The 16,942-nt window shown below is 72.9% G+C and carries 20 protein-coding genes; 17 read left to right on the forward strand and 3 right to left on the reverse strand.

Annotation, left to right across the window (positions count from 1 at the left end; all coding sequences use genetic code 11):
- Positions 1–18: 18 nt before the first annotated feature.
- From BM288_RS10730 to BM288_RS10740, 3 genes are read left to right on the forward strand one after another with little or no spacing between them, the layout of a single operon-like run.
- Positions 19–1,002, forward strand: coding sequence for an iron chelate uptake ABC transporter family permease subunit (locus tag BM288_RS10730; RefSeq protein ID WP_318255494.1), 984 nt, complete (start codon positions 19–21; stop codon positions 1,000–1,002).
- A 13-nt stretch (positions 1,003–1,015) separates the two neighbouring features.
- Complete coding sequence (locus tag BM288_RS10735) at positions 1,016–1,774, forward strand: iron ABC transporter ATP-binding protein (protein ID WP_092918678.1); 759 nt, start codon at positions 1,016–1,018, stop codon at positions 1,772–1,774.
- Between the two features lie 36 nt (positions 1,775–1,810).
- Positions 1,811–2,467, forward strand: a complete 657-nt coding sequence (locus BM288_RS10740) for an NAD(P)H-binding protein (protein WP_092918680.1) — start codon at positions 1,811–1,813, stop codon at positions 2,465–2,467.
- Here the strand turns inward: BM288_RS10740 and BM288_RS10745 are convergent.
- Positions 2,464–3,567, reverse strand: a complete 1,104-nt coding sequence (locus BM288_RS10745; RefSeq protein ID WP_318255495.1) for a GNAT family N-acetyltransferase — start codon at positions 3,565–3,567, stop codon at positions 2,464–2,466. The two genes, BM288_RS10740 and BM288_RS10745, sit on opposite strands and share 4 nt — an antisense overlap.
- A gap of 53 nt (positions 3,568–3,620) precedes the next feature.
- On the opposite strand from BM288_RS10745, the gene BM288_RS10750 reads away from it, so the two are divergent.
- A complete protein-coding gene (locus BM288_RS10750) occupies positions 3,621–4,433 on the forward strand; it encodes an LLM class F420-dependent oxidoreductase (protein ID WP_092918684.1) in 813 nt (270 codons plus the stop codon).
- Here BM288_RS10750 and BM288_RS10755 read toward each other — a convergent pair.
- Positions 4,430–5,524, reverse strand: a complete 1,095-nt coding sequence (locus BM288_RS10755; RefSeq protein WP_177220362.1) for a glutamate--cysteine ligase 2 — start codon at positions 5,522–5,524, stop codon at positions 4,430–4,432. The genes BM288_RS10750 and BM288_RS10755 overlap by 4 nt on opposite strands.
- Positions 5,525–5,706: 182 nt before the next feature.
- Between BM288_RS10755 and rpsP the strand changes: the two genes are divergently transcribed.
- The 8 genes from rpsP (at position 5,707) to BM288_RS10795 (ending at position 10,595) form a co-directional block, all read left to right on the forward strand.
- Complete coding sequence (rpsP, locus tag BM288_RS10760) at positions 5,707–6,165, forward strand: 30S ribosomal protein S16 (RefSeq protein WP_092918688.1); 459 nt, start codon at positions 5,707–5,709, stop codon at positions 6,163–6,165.
- A gap of 2 nt (positions 6,166–6,167) precedes the next feature.
- A complete protein-coding gene (locus BM288_RS10765; protein ID WP_092918690.1) occupies positions 6,168–6,404 on the forward strand; it encodes an RNA-binding protein in 237 nt (78 codons plus the stop codon).
- A 7-nt stretch (positions 6,405–6,411) separates the two neighbouring features.
- Entirely contained in the window at positions 6,412–7,065 is a 654-nt protein-coding gene (gene rimM, locus BM288_RS10770; protein ID WP_318255496.1) for a ribosome maturation factor RimM, read from the forward strand.
- 3 nt (positions 7,066–7,068) lie between these two features.
- The gene (trmD, locus tag BM288_RS10775; protein WP_092918692.1) at positions 7,069–7,821 is read left to right on the forward strand and encodes a tRNA (guanosine(37)-N1)-methyltransferase TrmD; all 753 of its coding nucleotides are present in this window, start codon (positions 7,069–7,071) and stop codon (positions 7,819–7,821) included.
- A gap of 51 nt (positions 7,822–7,872) precedes the next feature.
- On the forward strand, positions 7,873–8,493 hold the full coding sequence (locus BM288_RS10780; RefSeq protein ID WP_092918694.1) for a hypothetical protein: 621 nt from the start codon (positions 7,873–7,875) through the stop codon (positions 8,491–8,493).
- Between the two features lie 193 nt (positions 8,494–8,686).
- Positions 8,687–9,034 (forward strand): 50S ribosomal protein L19, encoded by a 348-nt coding sequence (gene rplS, locus BM288_RS10785; RefSeq protein ID WP_092918696.1) that lies wholly within the window; start codon positions 8,687–8,689, stop codon positions 9,032–9,034.
- Positions 9,035–9,177: 143 nt separating this feature from the next.
- On the forward strand, positions 9,178–9,954 hold the full coding sequence (gene lepB / locus BM288_RS10790) for a signal peptidase I (RefSeq protein ID WP_092918698.1): 777 nt from the start codon (positions 9,178–9,180) through the stop codon (positions 9,952–9,954).
- Positions 9,954–10,595 carry a ribonuclease HII gene (locus tag BM288_RS10795; protein ID WP_092918700.1) on the forward strand — a complete coding sequence of 214 codons (642 nt, stop codon included), beginning with the start codon at positions 9,954–9,956 and terminating at the stop codon, positions 10,593–10,595. The genes lepB and BM288_RS10795 overlap by 1 nt, the downstream gene beginning before the upstream one ends.
- Here the strand turns inward: BM288_RS10795 and BM288_RS10800 are convergent.
- Complete coding sequence (locus BM288_RS10800) at positions 10,586–12,391, reverse strand: vWA domain-containing protein (RefSeq protein ID WP_143103092.1); 1,806 nt, start codon at positions 12,389–12,391, stop codon at positions 10,586–10,588. The genes BM288_RS10795 and BM288_RS10800 overlap by 10 nt on opposite strands.
- Positions 12,392–12,516: 125 nt before the next feature.
- On the opposite strand from BM288_RS10800, the gene BM288_RS10805 reads away from it, so the two are divergent.
- The 5 genes from BM288_RS10805 (at position 12,517) to BM288_RS10825 (ending at position 16,942) form a co-directional block, all read left to right on the forward strand.
- Entirely contained in the window at positions 12,517–12,840 is a 324-nt protein-coding gene (locus BM288_RS10805; RefSeq protein ID WP_021011424.1) for a DUF2469 domain-containing protein, read from the forward strand.
- An 81-nt stretch (positions 12,841–12,921) separates the two neighbouring features.
- Positions 12,922–13,275, forward strand: coding sequence for a YraN family protein (locus tag BM288_RS10810; protein ID WP_092918704.1), 354 nt, complete (start codon positions 12,922–12,924; stop codon positions 13,273–13,275).
- 38 nt (positions 13,276–13,313) lie between these two features.
- Positions 13,314–14,801: a YifB family Mg chelatase-like AAA ATPase gene (locus BM288_RS10815; protein WP_318255523.1), complete on the forward strand. Its 1,488-nt coding sequence runs from the start codon at positions 13,314–13,316 to the stop codon at positions 14,799–14,801.
- Positions 14,798–16,000 (forward strand): DNA-processing protein DprA, encoded by a 1,203-nt coding sequence (gene dprA, locus BM288_RS10820; protein WP_092918708.1) that lies wholly within the window; start codon positions 14,798–14,800, stop codon positions 15,998–16,000. Before BM288_RS10815 ends, dprA begins: the two co-directional genes overlap by 4 nt.
- Positions 16,001–16,048: 48 nt before the next feature.
- Positions 16,049–16,942 (forward strand): metallophosphoesterase, encoded by an 894-nt coding sequence (locus tag BM288_RS10825; RefSeq protein ID WP_177220363.1) that lies wholly within the window; start codon positions 16,049–16,051, stop codon positions 16,940–16,942.

Genomic DNA, 16,942 nt, shown 5'->3' on the forward strand with positions numbered 1-16,942 from the left:
CGCATCACGAGGCGCGGCGTGCGCTGGCCGTCCAGGCGAGCGGATGCGCGCCCGCGGCCAGCCGTGCGGCTGGCACTGGTGTGGGCGGCCGCCCTCGCCGCCTGCGTCCTGTTCCTCACGCTCGGCATCCAGGGTCCGGTCGAGTACGCCCTCACGCGCCGCGCAACGGTGCTCGGCGCCATGGTGGTGGCCGCCTTCGCCCACGGCGTCGGCACGGTGCTCTTCCACACCGCCACCGGCAACCGCATCCTCACCCCGTCGATCATCGGCTTCGACTCGATGTACACGCTCATGCAGACGCTGACCGTGTTCCTGTTCGGCGCCACCGCGATCGCCACGAGCGAGTCGATCCCGAAGCTGCTGCTGCAGACCGGGCTGATGGTGGCGGCCTCCACGCTGCTCTACGGCTGGCTGCTGGGCGGCCGCCGCGGCAGCGTGATGATGCTGCTGCTGGTGGGCGTGGTGCTCGGGCTGGCCTTCGACAGCGTCTCGTCGTTCCTGCAGCGACTGCTCTCGCCCACCGAGCACGACATCCTCTCGATCGAGCTGTTCGGCCGCATCAGCGCGGTGCCGGTCGAGTACCTGCCGCTGGCGCTGGCGGTGTGCGCTGCCGTCGCGGTCGTGGTGTGGCGGCGCGTGCACCGCCTTGACGTGCTGCTGCTGGGCCGCGACCAGGCCACCTGCCTCGGCGTCCACCACCGCCGCGAGCTCACGGTGGTGCTGCTGCTGGTGGCGGTGCTGGTGGCCTTCGCGACGGCGCTGCTGGGGCCGATGACGTTCTTCGGCTTCCTCGTGGCGACCCTCGCCTACCGGCTCGCCGGCGACCACCGGCACCGCGCGGTGCTGCCGATGGCCTTCGGCCTCGGGCTGCTGGCGCTCGCGCTGTCGCAGACGGTGATGGAGCACGTGTTCGACGCGAACGGCGTGCTCACCGTGATCATCGAGGCGGTCGGCGGCATCGTCTTCCTCGTCCTCCTCTTCACCTCCAGGAGAGCCCTGTGAACGGACAGTCCCTGTGATCAAGTTCCACGACGTCACCAAGGAGTACGGCGGCCACCGTGTGCTCGGCCCCGTCTCCGGGCGCATCGAGGCGGGCGGCATCACCGCGCTCATCGGCCCCAACGGCGCGGGCAAGTCGACGCTGCTGTCGATCGTGGGGCGCCTCATGCAGCCTACGAGCGGCGGCGCATCCGTCGACGGCCTCGACGTGCGCACCGCGCCGACTCGCGAGCTCGCCACCCGGCTGGCGATCCTCAGCCAGGAGCACCGGCTCGACGCCCGCATCACCGTGCGAGACCTGGTCGCCTTCGGCCGCTTCCCGCACACGCAGGGCCGGCTCACCTTCGGCGACCACGCCCACATCGACCGGGCGCTGGACTTCCTCGAGCTCACCGGGCTGCAGCACCGCTACCTCGACGAGCTCTCCGGCGGCCAGCGCCAGCGCGCGTTCGTGGCCATGGTGCTGGCGCAGGACACCGAGGTGGTGCTGCTCGACGAGCCGCTCAACAACCTCGACCTCAAGCACGCGGTGCTCATCATGCGGCAGCTGCGACGGGCCGCCGACCTGCTGGGCCGCACGATCGTGATCGTCATCCACGACCTCGCGATCGCCGCCGCCTACGCCGACCGGGTGATCGCGCTCAAGCAGGGGCAGATCGCGCACAGCGGCACGGTCGAGGAGGTCATGACGGCGGAGATCGTCTCCGAGCTGTACGAGACGCCCGTGCGCATCCTCGAGGTCGACGGCCGGCGCGTGCCGGTGGTCATGCCCTGACGCTGGCCTCCAGCGCCGCGTGCGTATGGTGGGGGCATGGCACGCATCATCGTCCTCGGCGCCCACGGCAAGGTCGCGCTCCACGCGCAGCGCATGCTCGCGCACGCGGAGCACATCGTCCACGGCGTCATCCGGAACGCCGAGCACGCGGCCGACGTCGAGGCGACCGGCTCCGAGCCGATCGCCGCCGACCTCGAAGCGCTCGAGCAGTCGGGCATCGACAACCTGCTGCAGGGCTACGACGTGGTCGTCTGGTCGGCCGGCGCGGGCGGCGGCTCGCCCGAGCGCACCCGCGCGGTCGATCAGGACGCGGCACTGCGGGTGCTGGACGCGGTGGCCCGCTCGGGTGCGCGGCTGCTGATGGTCTCGTACTTCGGCTCCAGTCGCGAGCACGGCGTGCCCGCCGACCACCCGTTCCACGCGTACGCCGAGGCGAAGTCGATCGTCGACGCGGCGATCGTCGACTCGGGCGCCGACTGGGTGATCCTCGCGCCCTCGGCGCTCACGCTCGACGACGAGGGCGGCATCGAGATCGACGAGCCGGCCGGCTCGATCGACTCGGGCGAGATCCCGCGCGCGACCGTCGCGCGGCTGATCGCCGAGGTCGTCGCGCGCCCGGAGCTGCGCGGCATCACGATCCGCTGCAACGCTGGCGCGACGCCCGTCGGCGACGCGTTGAACGACCTGCGCTAGAGCTCGATCGTGTACATCGTCGAGCCGTGCTCCTTCGTGTAGCCGAGGCTCGCGTACAGCCCCTGCGCCCCTGAGGGATTCTCGGTGTCGACATCCAGCACCGCGGCCTCCATCCCGTCGCCCGCGAAGGCGCGCATGCTCGCGGCGAGCGCCGCGAGCGCGCCCTTCCGGCCGCGGTACGCGCGGCGCGTGCCGAGCACGTCGGTGTAGCCGAAGCTGTAGCCGCGCACCGGGAAGTCGGCGGCGTAGCGGCTGTTGAGCGCGTACGCGACCACGAGCGGCGCGCCCGCCTCGAGCGCGGCGCGCGTGGACGCATCCGTCGCCTCGTCGGCCAGCAGCGCCGCCACGTCGGGCTCGTCGTCGACGACCACGAACGACCACTCCGGCGCGAACTCGCTGCGGCTCGCGGTCCACTGCTCCATCGTCTGCGGCTGGCTGCCCCAGTGGTCGCGGAACGCATCGTTGTGGGCGAGCCGGGTGGCGTCGTCGACCTCGTTCGAGAACGGCACGAGCCGGAGGGAGCCGGTCAGCGCGACGTCCGGGATCGCGGCCGCGCCGTCGGTGAGCGGCCGCTTGAGGTCGGAGAAGTAGCGGCGCGGCTCGAGGCCGGCGTGCAGGTACATGCGGTGCCGCGGTGCGGGGTCGTCGTCCTCGGCGTAGGTGCCGATGCGTCCAGGCAGCTCCTTGCCGGAGGCGGCCAGCAGCTGCCGAGCGCGCGCCAGCTGCCACGCGAGCACCTCGCGGCCGATGCCCGCGCCGCGCCGCGCCGGGTGCACGCCGCCGAAGGCGAATGCGCGCACGGTGGTGACGTCTCCCGGGAAGGTCGCGACGAACGCGGTCGCCCGCAGCTCGCCCTCGGCGTCGAAGCCCAGCAGCGAGTCGTGCTCGAGGTCGCGCCAGGGAGCGGCGAGCTCCTCGCGCGTCTCGTCCTCGGTCTCTCGGTAGGGCGCGCCGTCGGCCTCGGCCATGGCGTTGTTCAGCGCGGTCACGCGCGCCACGTCGTCGAGCGCGGCGGGGCGCCAGGTGAGCGCGCCGGCGGTGATCTCGGGCAGGGTCGCGGGCGCCGCGGCCCGCTCGGCGATGGGGGAGAGCTGATGCACGGAGCAAGCGTAGAACGGTGGGCGCCCAGCGTCGACCCGCATAGGCTCGGAGCATGATCGAGCGACCCACCAGGATCGGCGTGCAGCTCGCGCCGCAGCACACGAGCATGCAGGCCACCATCGATGCGGCGAGGCGCTTGGAGGAGATGGGGGCGGACGTCGTCTTCGGCTGGGATCACTTCTTCCCGCTCTCCGGCGACCCCGACGGCGTGCACTTCGAGGCGACCGCGCAGCTGGCGGCATGGGCCGCCGCGACCGAGCGCATCCAGCTCGGGGCGCTGGTGTTCTGCAACTCGTACCGCAACCCGGATCTGCTGGCAGACATCACCCGCACCATCGACCACATCTCCGGCGGCCGCTTCATCTTCGGCATCGGCGGCGGATGGTTCGAGCGCGACTACGAGGAGTACGGGTACGACTTCGGCACGGTCGGCTCACGGCTGCGCTCGCTGGGGGAGTCGCTGCCGCGCATCCGGGCGCGCTGGGCGCGGCTGAACCCGCCGCCGATGGGTCCGATGCCCATCCTGATCGGCGGCAAGGGCGAGCAGAAGACGCTGCCGATGGTCGCCGAGCACGCCGACATCTGGCACTCCTTCGTCGGACCGGACGATCTGCCGCACAAGCTCGACGTGCTGCGCGCGGCCTGCGAGGCGCGCGGCCGCGACATCGCCGAGATCGAGATCTCGAACGGCGCGAGCGTGCGCGACGGCGTCGGCGGCGTCGGCTTCGAGCGCCTCGACGCGCTGCACGCGGCGGGCACCAGGCTGCTGACCATCCCGCTCTCGGGCGACGACACCCCGGACGGCTACGCGCTCGACCGCGTGCAGGCCTTCCTCGACTGGCGGGACCGGAAGAACGGCGACTAGGAGCGCATCGCCTCGAGCATCTCGGCGAGCACCGCGTCGTGGCCCCCGCGACCGTAGGCGGCCCGCTGCTGCGCGGCCGAGCCGCCGCGCTCCAGCACCCGAGCGGCAGCGGCGAGCGAGTTCGCGGAGCCGAGCTCCTCGGCCACCGGCGCGAGGCGCTCGATCGCCTCGCCGAGCGCATCGCGCACCGCCTGCAGCGTGCCCTCCTCGTCGACGATGACGGTCGCATCCATCCCGTCGCGGGCCGCGCGCCACTTGTTCTCGCGCACGAGCCACGAGGGCAGGTGGCGCTGCGGCTCGCCCGCGTCGAGCGCGCGCGAGGCCTCCTCCATCAGGCAGTGGATGAGTGCCGTCACGGCCGCGAGGTCGTCGATGGAGGGCGCGCCGTCGGCCACCCGCACCTCGACAGTGCCGAGCGCGGGGGAGGGGCGCACGTCCCAGCGCACCTCGCCGATGTCGTCGATCACGCCCGCGCGCAGCATGTCGCCGAGGGTGCGCTCGTACTCGCCCCAGTCGACGAGCATCGGCGGCAGACCCCCCGTCGGCAGCTGCTGGAAGAGCATCGTGCGGTGCGAGGCGAAGCCGGTGTCGAGGCCCTGCCAGTAGGGGCTCGACGCCGAGAGCGCGAGGATGAGCGGCAGCTGGTCGAGCACCGTGCGCATCAGCGGGATCACCTTGTCGCGATCCTCGACGCCGACGTGGTTGTGCACGCCGAAGATGACCAGCCGGCGGCCCCACTCGCCGGCCTTCCGCACGACGCGCTCGTAGCGAGGGTCGTCGCCCTGCGACTGCTCGCGCCACTTGCTGGTCGGGTGCGTGCCCGTGCCCAGCAGCGCCAGGCCCAGACGGTCCGCGGCCCCGCAGGCCTTGTCGCGCATCCCCCGGAGCTCGTCGATCGCCGCGTCGGTCGTCGCGTGCACACCGGTGATCAGCTCGATCATGCCGGTCAGGAACTCCTTGTCGAAGCGCTTGTCGTCGATCGCCTCGAGCAGCTCGCGCGCGCGGGGCACGATGGCGCCCGTCCTGGGGTCGACGACGGCGAGCTCCCACTCGACGCCGAGCGACGAGCGCGGGGAGGCTGCGAACTTCATGGCAGAAGAGTAAGCCGTGTCGCCCCGCGGCGCGCGCGTCGCCTCCGGATGTGCCAGAATGGGGGGTCGAGCACGCGCCCGACCCTCTATCCGGCGCGCGATGCTCACCGAGCTTTGCGGGTCGCGCATCCCCACATGCGCAGGCCGCGGTGCAACTTTCCATTACACAAAGCAGGAGAACTGTGGCAGTCAAGATCCGTCTGAAGCGCTTCGGCAAGATCCGTGCGCCCTTCTACCGCGTCGTCGTGGCCGACTCGCGCACCAAGCGCGATGGCCGCGTCATCGAGGAGATCGGTCAGTACCACCCGACCGAGAACCCGTCGCTGATCAAGATCGACAGCGAGCGCGCCCTCTACTGGCTCGGCGTCGGCGCGCAGCCGACCGAGCAGGTCGCGGCGCTGCTCAAGCTCACGGGCGACTGGGGCAAGCACACGGGCGAGGGTTCGACCGAGAACCAGGTCAAGGCACCCGAGGGCAAGAAGGCGTTCGTCGCCGATGAGTCGAAGAAGGCCGTCCTCAAGCCCAAGGCCGAGAAGCCCGCCGAGGCACCGACCGAGGCCGCGTCGACCGACGCCGCCGAGGCACCCGCGGCCGAGACCGAGTCGGCTGAGGCCGAGTCGGCCGAGAAGACCGAGGACTGAGCATGCTGCGCGATGCGCTCGAGCACCTCGTCAAGGGGATCGTCGATCGCCCCGACGACGTGCGCGTGGGCACGCGCGACACGCAGCGCGGCGAGGTCCTCGAGGTGCGCGTGCACCCCGAGGACCTCGGTCGCGTCATCGGGCGCGGCGGTCGCACCGCCGGCGCCCTGCGCACCGTGATCGGTGCGCTCCCCGGAGGACGCCGCGTCCGCGTCGACGTGGTGGACACCGATCGCTAGGCCGGCCGTGCCCGCGCGCACGCAGCTGCGCGTCGGACGGCTCACGAGGGCCCACGGCCTCAAGGGCGCGATCAAGATCGAGCTCTACACCGACGACCCCGGTCGACGCTTCGTCCCGGGTGCTCGCTTCGCGCTGCAGGTGCCCACGTCGTCGAAGTGGCACGGCAAGTCGCTCGAGCTGCTCGAGCTGCGCGTCTACAACGGCAGCCCCGTCGGCTTCTTCGCCGGCGTCACCGACCGCACCGAGGCCGAGAGCCTCGTGAAGGCGGTGCTCTGGATCGAGCAGGACGCCACCGAGCTCTCCACCGAGCCAGACGCCTGGTACGTGCACCAGCTCGCCGGCCTCGACGTCTGGCGCGACGGCGCCCGCATCGGCCGCGTCGTGCGCGTCGACATGCTGCCCGCGCAGGACATGCTGATCGTCGAGACGGACGGCCGCGAGGTGATGGTGCCGTTCGTGAAGGCGATCGTGCCGGAGGTCGACCTGCGCGCCGGCCGCATCACGGTCACCCCGCCCGCGGGGCTGTTCGAGGAGCTCGAGCAGGACGACGAGGCGGCGCCGGCGACGGACGCACCCGCGTCCGAGGCCGAGCGCGCCCCTGCGGCCGAGCCCGACGCATCCGCCGAGCCCGAGGCATCCGGCACCACCGACCCGGCCTAGGCCATGCGGATCGACATCGTCACGATCTTCCCCGAGTTCTTCGGGGTGCTCGACGTCTCGCTGCTCGGCAAGGCCCGGCGCGAGCGGCTGCTCGAGCTCGGCGTGCACGACCTGCGCGAGTGGACCCACGACCGCCACCGCACCGTCGACGACACCCCCTACGGCGGCGGCGCCGGCATGGTCATGAAGCCCGAGCCCTGGGGCGAGGCGCTCGATGCGCTGCTCGGCCAGGCGCCGGCAGCCGAGGGCGAGCGGGCGGATGCGCTGGTCGTCTTCCCGACGCCCGCGGGCGTGCCGTTCACCCAGGCGCTGGCGCGCGAGCTCGCGAGCGAGTCGCACATCGTCTTCGCCTGCGGCCGCTATGAGGGCATCGACGCCCGGGTCGCCGACGACGCAGCGACCCGCGCCCGCGTGCTCGAGGTGAGCCTGGGCGACTACGTGCTCAACGGCGGCGAGGTGGCTGCCATGGCCATGATCGAGGCCATCGGCCGGCTCGTGCCCGGCGTGGTCGGCAACCCTGAGAGCCTGGTCGAGGAGAGCCACGAGGCCGGCCTGCTCGAGCATCCCTCCTACACGAAGCCGCAGGTGTGGCGCGGGCGCGAGGTGCCGGAGGTGCTGCGCAGCGGCAACCACGCCGCGATCGCCGCCTGGCGGCATGAGCAGTCGCTCGAGCGCACCCGGCGCGTGCGGCCCGACCTGCTGCCGGCGGCGGCCGAGCCCGAGCCGGGCACCGGCCGCCAGCACGGTGTCTGCTAGCCCTGAGCGAACACCTCGGCGACACCGAGGCGCGCTCGCTAGCCTCGAGGCATGACGACCAGCACAGGCACGCGGCCGCCGGCAGCCCGGCACTGGGCGCTGCGCGCATTCTTCTGGGCGATGATCGGCGCGATCATCGTGCTGCCCGCGTGGATCATGTTCGGCCGCGCGCTCACCGGCGCCCCACTGGGCGAGGCGCTGCTGCTGCAGGCGTTCCTCGGGCCGGGCCTCGCGCTCGTGATCGGCGCGGTCGTCGGCATCACCGTCGCCCGCAAGGAGGTGCGGCGGCCCCGCGCCGTCACCTGGCGCGACCTGCGGCTGATCGGCCCGTGGCTGCTGGTCATCGCGCTCATGGGCTTCACCGTCGTCGACACCGCCGGCGGCCGCACCGGCAGCGCCCTCACCGCCTGGTTCGGCGACGGCGCGCTCACCGCCTCGCAGTCGTTCACCGCCATCGGTGTGATGGTCACGCTCATCGGCGGCGTGGTGCTGTTCTGGCTGCAGGTTGTCGAGCTCGGCCGCGAGACGCGCCGGCGCGTCGAGAAGGCCGTCGGCGACCTGCAGGCGCCGCTGCTGGAGCAGCGGGCACGTCATGCGGACGCCAGCTTCTCACCGCTCGACGGGCCGCAGTCGGGCCGGGTCATCAGCGTCGAGGACGACGAGCAGCGCTGAGCCCGTCCATCCGGCACAGCCGCGCCGACGGATGCGTTGGTGCGAGGCCCCGAGGTATGGCAAGATGGATCGCTGGTGCCCCACGCGGTCCCGCCGGTGACGGCGGCCTCTGCCACGGGGGAGACGCAGGGCACCGCATCCCACTTTCTTCGAGAGCGACCGACCTGTGGCGGGCGCAGAGAGCGACACCGCAATGCACATCCTCGACAAGGTCGACGCAGCCAGCCTGAAGACCGACATCCCCGACTTCCGCGCCGGCGACACCGTCAAGGTGCACGTCAACATCATCGAGGGCGCGCGCTCGCGCGTCCAGATCTTCCAGGGCGTCGTCATCGGCCGCTCGGGCCACGGCGTGCGCGAGACCTTCACGGTCCGCAAGGTCTCGTTCCAGGTCGGCGTCGAGCGCACCTTCCCGGTGCACTCGCCGGTCATCGACCAGATCGAGCTCGTCAGCCGCGGCGACGTCCGCCGCGCGAAGCTCTACTACCTCCGCGGTCTGCGCGGCAAGGCGGCCAAGATCCGCGAGAAGCGCGACAACTGAGCATCACCCACAACGGGGCCGGCACTCGCCGGCCCCGTTCTGCGTCGCGCGCGTTCGTCGCCGAATCGTGATGCGGCACGACGTCGGCGATGCCGGTTCGGGCGGCTCGACGCACCTAGACTTGGCACGGCGAAAGGGCGGGGATGACGGACACGGTCGAGACGGGTGAGGGCGGCCGGAGAGACGGCAGATCCCGCGGCCGCGGCGTGCTGCTGTTCCTGCGCGACATCGTCGTGATCTTCCTGATCGCACTGCTGATCTCGTTCCTGGTCAAGACCTTCCTCATCCGGCCGTTCTGGATCCCGTCCGAGTCGATGAACGAGACGCTGCAGGTCGACGACCGCATCATCGTCAGCCTGCTGAGCCCCACGGTGATCCCGGTCGAGCACGGCGACGTGGTCGTCTTCGAGGATCCGGGCGGCTGGCTGCCCGAGCCGCAGCACGAGCCCGAGACCGGCCTTCTCGGCGCCGTGGACTGGTTCCTGACCTTCGTGGGCCTCGCGCCTGAGGACGACCACGGCTACCTCATCAAGCGCGTCATCGGCCTGCCCGGCGACACCGTCGAGTGCTGCAACGACTTCGGGCAGCTGCTCGTCAACGGCGTGCCCATCGACGAGCCGTACCTGCACCTCGACCAGGCGGGCCAGGCGGCCAGCTCGATGGCCTTCGAGGTGACGGTGCCAGCGGGCCACCTGTGGATGATGGGCGACAACCGCAACCACTCCGGCGACTCGCGCGCGCACATGGACGCGCCAGGCGGCGGCTTCGTGCCGATGCAGTCGGTGGTCGGCCGCGCCATCCTCATCTCCTGGCCCGTCGAGCGCTGGACCTGGCTCGACAGCTACCAGCAGACCTTCGTCGGCGTCGAGTCGCAGGGCGCGGCGACCGAGGTGGTGCTCCCGCAGGCGGTGGCGCACTGATGCCGGCCACGCCGACGCTCGAGCACGAGCAGGCACTGTGGGCGGATGCGTCCCTCGTCATCGGCATGGATGAGGTCGGCCGGGGCGCACTGGCCGGTCCCGTCAGCGTCGGCGCCCTCGCGCTGGCCGCCGACTGCGGCGCATGGCCCGAGCACCTGCGCGACTCGAAGACGATGACGCCGCTGCGCCGCGCATCCACCGCCCCCCTCGTGCGCGAATGGGGCGTGAGCGCCGTCGGCCACGCCTCGAACGACGAGATCGACCGGCTCGGCATCCAGGTCGCGCTGGGCCTGGCCGGCAGGCGGGCGCTCGTCGCGCTGCACGCCATCGGCATCGACGTGCCCGCGGCGGCCATCCTGCTCGACGGCACCCACGACTGGCTGGCGCCGGCGCTGCGCGCACCCCTCCGCACGACCCTGCGTGCGAAGGCTGACCGCGACTGCGCCTCCGTCTCCGGCGCGGCGCTGGTGGCGAAGGTCGACAGGGACGAGCGGATGGTCGGGGCCGACACCGTGCACCCGGGCTACGGCTGGGCGTCCAACAAGGGCTACGGCTCGGCCGCCCACATGGCGGCGATCGTCGAGCTCGGCCCGAGCGCGCTGCACCGGCGCACGTGGCTGCGCGAGACCGTTCAGACGTAGCGGCGGGTGGCGCGCCGCCACAGCCAGACCAGCAGCACGATCACGCCGATCGCGATCAGGCCACCGACCGCGAAGGTGATGAGCACGCGCAGCGAGCCGTCATCGAGCGTTGCGGCGGGCGCCTCCTCGGCCACAGCCGGCGCGGTGTCCGGCGTGCCGCTGAAGTCGGGCGCCGCGGCCGCCTCGCCGATCACCTCGATGGTGACGATGATGGGCATCGGCGGCGTGCCCTCGGCGGCACCGAAGCCCATGGCGACGTAGTGCTCGCCCGCCATCACCGGGCGCTTGAGCATGCCGGGGTCGCCGTCCCAGCGCACCGGGGCGGTGGTGACCGCGACGGCGGAGCCGGGCTCGGGCAGCGGCTGCGCCCAGCGGGTGCCGTCGGCGTCGGTGGCCAGCAGGGCGCCGACGTCGGCGCCGACCGGATCGAGCACCTGCAGGATGCCCCATGCGTCGGCCGGCGCCGGCAGGTCGGGCGAGAGGTTGGCGTGGACGCGCACCTGCTGGCCCCAGTCCGCGGCGACGCGGAAGAACTGGAACTCGTTCGGCAGCATCTCGATCGTGTAGGAGCCCGGCTGCGTGAGCGGTGCGTCGTTGAGGCTCGCGCCGCCGACGAGGCTGCCGGTGGCGCCGTCTGCGGCGATGCCCAGCGTCCAGCCGCGCTCGGCGTCGGTGGGCGCCGGCAGCGTCGATGCGTTGCTCGGCCACGGCTCCTCGCGGATGCGCAGCTCGAAGGGCACCGGCGCGTCGGGCGGGGCGGCGGCCTCGAGGGAGAGCAGCAGCGTCTCGGCCGTCGCGCAGGCGTGGGACGGGCTGCCCTCGGCGGCACTGAGCCTGCCGGTGAAGATCGAGTACCGATCCTCGCCGAGCGCGGCGACGGTGGTCGCATCGCACGCGGTGCCGTCGGCGGTGGTGAGGCTGCCGTCGATTGAGAGCGTGCCCTGGTGCGGGAGCCGGCCGGTGATGCCGACGTGCAGGATCGAGCCGGGCTGCTCGCGGTGCAGCAGGTAGTGCAGCGCCGGTCGGTCGCCGCCGAGCTCGTCGGCGTACTGGGTGCCGGCGACCAGCTCGGGCGCGTCGGCCGCCTCGACGGTGCCGCCGGCGCTCTCGCCCACCACGCCGAAGGGCCGGAAGGCGCGGGTCGAGAGGCGCTCGAGGGCGTGCTGCAGGCTGTCGGCCTCGGAGACGTCGAGGTAGTCGCCCCGGCCGCGGTCGGCGACGCACTGCAGCTGCTGCCTCGCCTGCGCATCGACGTCGAATCCGATGACGTCGATGCGCATGCCGATGTCCTGGGCGGTCAGCTCGGCCGCGATCTGGCAGGGGTCGGGCTCGCACGTGGCGATGCCGTCGGAGACCAGCAGGATGCCGCGGAAGCCCTGCTGCCCGAGATCAGCGCCGGCCTGCTGCAGCGCGTAGCCGATGGGTGTGTCGCCGGCGGGCTCGTAGCGGCCCACCGCCGCACGCAGCTCGTCGCGGTTGTCCGTGCCGATCGGCACCAGCAGCTGCGAGTCGGTGCAGGAGTCCGCGCCGGGGTTCGGGGTCGCGCCGAACACGCGCAGGCCGACGCGGTGCTGCGCGGGCAGGTTGGCCATCACCGCGTCGAGGGCGCCGCGCGCGGCGGCGATGCGAGTGGTGCCGTCGGGTGTGATCTCTGCCATCGAGCCCGAGGCATCGAGCACCACCATCAGGCCGCCGTCCTCGGGAGTGCCGGTCGCGCTCGCAGGAGACGCCGGGAGCGTGCCGGTGCCGAGCGCGATCGCTGCGGCGAGCGCCACGACGGCCAGGATCCTGCGCAACGGCGCTCCGTTCGGTCGGCAAATGTACCGGAACCGAATCTACGCGCTTTGCGCTACGAGCACGATCGCCAGGGGCATCTCTTGTCGCAATCTTCAGCCTGGTCACCCGGCCATAGGATGGCGGCGTGGAACCTGAGGACATCGAGGACTACGACCGCGAGGTCGAGCTGGCCCTCTTCAAGGAGTACCGAGACGTCGTCGGCATGTTCAAGCACGTCGTCGAGACCGAGCGGCGCTTCTACCTCGCCAACGACGTGAAGGTCACCCGCCACGACGCCGGCACCGACTTCTACTTCGAGCTCGAGCTGACGGACGTGTGGGTGTGGGACATCTACCGCTCCGACCGCTTCATCAAGTCGGCGCGCATCCTCACCTTCAAGGACGTCAACGTGGAGGAGCTCGCCTCGCGCGATCTGGAGCTGCCGAAGGACCTCGCGATCGAGGAGTGATCGAGGCGGCTGCGGCCGTCTTGTCCACAGGCGCGCGATCTGCGCGCACGCGTCACCGCGCGCATCCGCTTCTCTGCCCCCATGCGAGCGAAGGATCAGCTGGGGCTTGACGGCGAGGCGGCCGCGACCGTGCACCTCGAGCGGGCGGGCATGCGCATCGTCGACCGCCGGTGGCGCTGCGCGCACGGCGAGCTCGACATCGTCGCCGTCGACGGGCAGACGTTCGTCTTCGTCGAGGTGAAGACGCGCAGGGGGCTCGCCTACGGGCACCCCTTCGAGGCCATCACGCCGACCAAGGTGCGGCGGCTGCGCATGCTCGCGTGGCTGTGGCTCGAGGCGACCGGGCAGCGCGGACCGGTGCGGATGGACGCGGTGGGCATCATCGCGCCGCGCGAGGGCACATGGCGCGTGGAGCATCTGCGAGGCATCTCGTGAGCGGCTTCGGGCGCGCGGACTGCGTCGTGCTGCGCGGCATGCAGGGCGTCGGCGTGCAGATCGAGGTGCACGCCTCGGCTGGCCTGCCGGTCGTCCACATCGTGGGGCTGCCGGGGCCAGCCGTGCAGCAGGCGCGCCACCGCACCTGGAGCGCGATCGCGCGCATGGGGCTGACGGCGCCGAGCGGACGGGTGGTGATCAACCTGACGCCGGCATCGCTGCCGAAGGCCGGCACGCACTTCGATCTCGCGATGGCGATCGCGGTGCTGCGCGCGGGCGGTGTGGTGCCGCCCGACGACGGCCAGACGGCGCTGCTGGGCGAGCTCGGGCTCGACGGCCGGCTGCGGCCGGTCGCGGGCACGCTGCCGCTCGCCCGCGCAGCCGCCGAGGCGGGCGCACGGCGCCTGGTCGTGCCGACCGCCTCGGTCGACGAGGCCTCGCTCGTCGAGGGGCTGCGGGTGCTGGGCGCCGCCAGCCTCGCCCATGCCGCCGCGCTGCTCGGGGCCGAGCTCGACCCCGAGCCCGTCGAGCCCGTGCCCGGCCCGCCCGCACCGGAGCGCGCGCGGTCCGAGCTCGACCTGGCCGACGTGGTCGGCAACCGCGAGGCGGTCGACGCGCTGGAGATCGCCGCGGCCGGCGCCCATCACCTGCTGATGGTCGGGCCGCCCGGCGCGGGCAAGACGATGCTCGCGATGCGCCTGCCGGGCATCCTGCCGCCCCTGACGCAGCAGCAGGCGCTCGATGTCGCCTCCGTGCGCTCGCTCTCGGGGCAGGCGCCCTCGTCCGGCCTCGACCTGCTGCCGCCGTTCGAGCATCCGCACCACTCGGCGACGGCGGTCGCGCTGGTCGGTGGCGGCTCCGGCACCATCCGGCCGGGCGCCGCAGCCCGCGCCACCCACGGCATCCTGTTCCTCGACGAGGCGCCGGAGTTCCCCCGGGCGGTCCTCGACATGCTGCGGCAGCCGCTCGAGTCCGGCACCATCACGCTCGACCGCGCCGCCGTCAGCGCGACCTTCCCCGCGCAGTTCCAGCTGCTGCTGGCAGCCAACCCGTGCCCGTGCGGGCTGCTGGGCACCGGCGACTGCACCTGCGCCCCGATGGCGCGCCGCCGCTACTTCGGCAGGCTCTCGGGGCCGCTGCTCGACCGCATCGATCTGCGGGTGCGCGTCGACCGGGTCACGCTCGGCGCCGACGGGACCGGCCTCGACGGCGCACCGAGACGCACGACGGCGGATGCGTCGGGTCGCGTCGCCGAGGCGCGCGCCCGTGCCGCTCGGCGGCTGCACGGGACGGGCTGGAGCGCGATGGGCCAGGTGCCGGGTCCGTGGCTGCGACGCCACCTGCCGCTCGCGCCCGCGGTGCTCGCACCCCTCGAGCAGGCGCTCGAGCGAGGAGCCATCACCATGCGCGGCCTCGACCGATCGGTCCGGGTCGCGTGGACGATCGCCGATCTCGACGGCGCAGATGCGCCGAGCTCGACCCACGTCGGGGGAGCGCTCGCGCTCAGGAAGGGAATACCCGCATGAAGGCCTTCAGGATCGACCTCGATCGGCTTCGCCAGGCCGTGACTGCCACGCTGCCCGCTGATGCGGCGCCGCCGGACGATGATGCCGCCATCGCGCGATTCGCGGCAGGTGCCTGGACGGTGCTGCCGGAGCCGGGCGACGGCGTCGCCGGGATGGTGCGGCAGCGGCTCGGCGATGTGCGCGCGCTGCAGCTGCTGGTCGAGGGCGAGAGCCTCAGCGGCTGGGCGCGCGAGCTCGGCGATCCCGGTGCGGTCAGCGGCATGCAGGCGGCGCTGGCGCGCTGGCAGCCGCGGTTGGGTGCGGAGCGCATCCTCGGCGCCTTCGCGCAGGGCGCCGCGCACGACCAGCGGCTGCTCACCCCGGCCGACGCGCAATGGCCGTCAGGGATCGACGATCTCGGGCCGCACGCTCCCGCGGCGCTGTGGCTGCGCGGAGATCCCGCGGCGCTCGACGCATGCAGCCGCTCCGTCGCGCTCGTCGGCGCCCGTGCCTCCTCGGGCTACGGCGAGCTCGTGACCGGCCAGCTCGCCGCCGGTCTCGTCAGCCGGCGGTTCGCGGTCGTCTCCGGCGGCGCGTACGGCATCGACGGCACGGCCCATCGGTCGGCGCTGGCCAGCGGCGGCACGACCGTCGCCGTGCTCGCCGGCGGACTCGACCGCTTCTACCCGGCGAGCAACGACGAGCTGCTGCGCCGCATCGCCGCCACCGGATGCGTCATCGCCGAGGCGCCCAGCGGAGTGCCTCCCACGCGCTGGCGCTTCCTGGCGCGCAACCGGCTGATCGCGGCGCTCGCGAGCGCGACCGTCGTGGTCGAGGCGGGGCAGCGCTCGGGATCGATCAACACCGCCGGTCATGCCGCAGCGCTCGGCAGGCCGCTGGGCGCCGTGCCCGGGCCCATCACCTCCGGCTCGAGCACCGGCTGCCACCGGCTGCTGCGCGAGTACGGCGCCACGCTCATCGAGCGGCCGGAGCACATCGTCGAGCTGCTCGATGGCCCCGAGGAGGAGGCGGCGCAGCTCGACGCGCTGACCAGCGACGAGGTGCGCGTGCTCGACGCGCTGAGCCGACGCGCTGCTCGGAGCGTCGACGACCTGGCCGTGCGCACCGGCATGGCACCGCGAGAGGTCACCGCCTCGCTGGCGCTGCTCGAGCTTGGCGGCCGCATCACCGAGCGCGCGAGCGGCTGGGTGCGCGCCTGAGTGCGCGCGCTGCCCGCCGGGCTCCGCATGCGGCGTTAGCCTGTGCCCGTGAGCTACGGCATCCATCCCGCCCCCGCGTGCGTCATCGCGCATCTGAGCGACACCCACCTGCTCGCGGGCGGAGCGCTGCTGGCCGAACTGGTCGACACCGAGGCGCACCTGCGTGCCACGGCAGAGCGACTGCGGGTCGCGGCACCCGATGCCGACGCCATCGTGGTCTCCGGCGACATCGCCGACGTCGGCGAGCCCGAGGCGTACGCGCTCGCGCGCGAGATCCTCGAGCCGGTCGCGGCCGAGCTGGGCGCACCGATCGTGTGGGCGGTCGGCAACCACGACGAGCGCTCGCACATGCGCGCGGCGCTCGGCCTCCCCGGCAGCCCCCTCGACCCGATCGACACCGTGCACGAGGTGGGCGAGCTGCGCATCGTCTCGCTCGACACCAGCCTGCCCGGCTGGCACCACGGCGGCTTCGACGAGGGCCAGGCCGAGTGGCTCGCCGCTGCGCTCGCCGAGCCCCCTGCGCTCGGCACCGTGCTCGTCATGCACCACCCGCCGCTGCCGTACCGCAGCCGGCTGATGCGGCTGCTCGAGTTCCGCGACGAGCAGCGCCTCGCCGAGGTGCTCGGCGCCGGCGACGTGCGGGCGATCCTCTCCGGCCACCTGCACATCAACGGCTCAGGCACCTTCACGGAGATCCCCGTGGTGCTCGCCGGCGCCACCAGCTACGCCGACGACCTCGGCGGGCCGCCGCCGGCGATGCACGGCATCGACGACACGCAGTCGTTCAACCTGATCGAGATCTACCCTGATGCCGTGGCGCACTCCGTCGTGCCGGCCCTGCCGCACGAGTCGCGCGAGACGCTGCCCGCCCACCTGGTCGCGCAGGTCGAGCAGCTCTCGCCGGCCGAGCGGATGGAGCGCTTCAGCCGGAAGCCGAGCTGA

Source organism: Agrococcus baldri, from assembly GCA_900114805.1.
GTDB classification, from domain to species: domain Bacteria; phylum Actinomycetota; class Actinomycetes; order Actinomycetales; family Microbacteriaceae; genus Agrococcus; species Agrococcus baldri.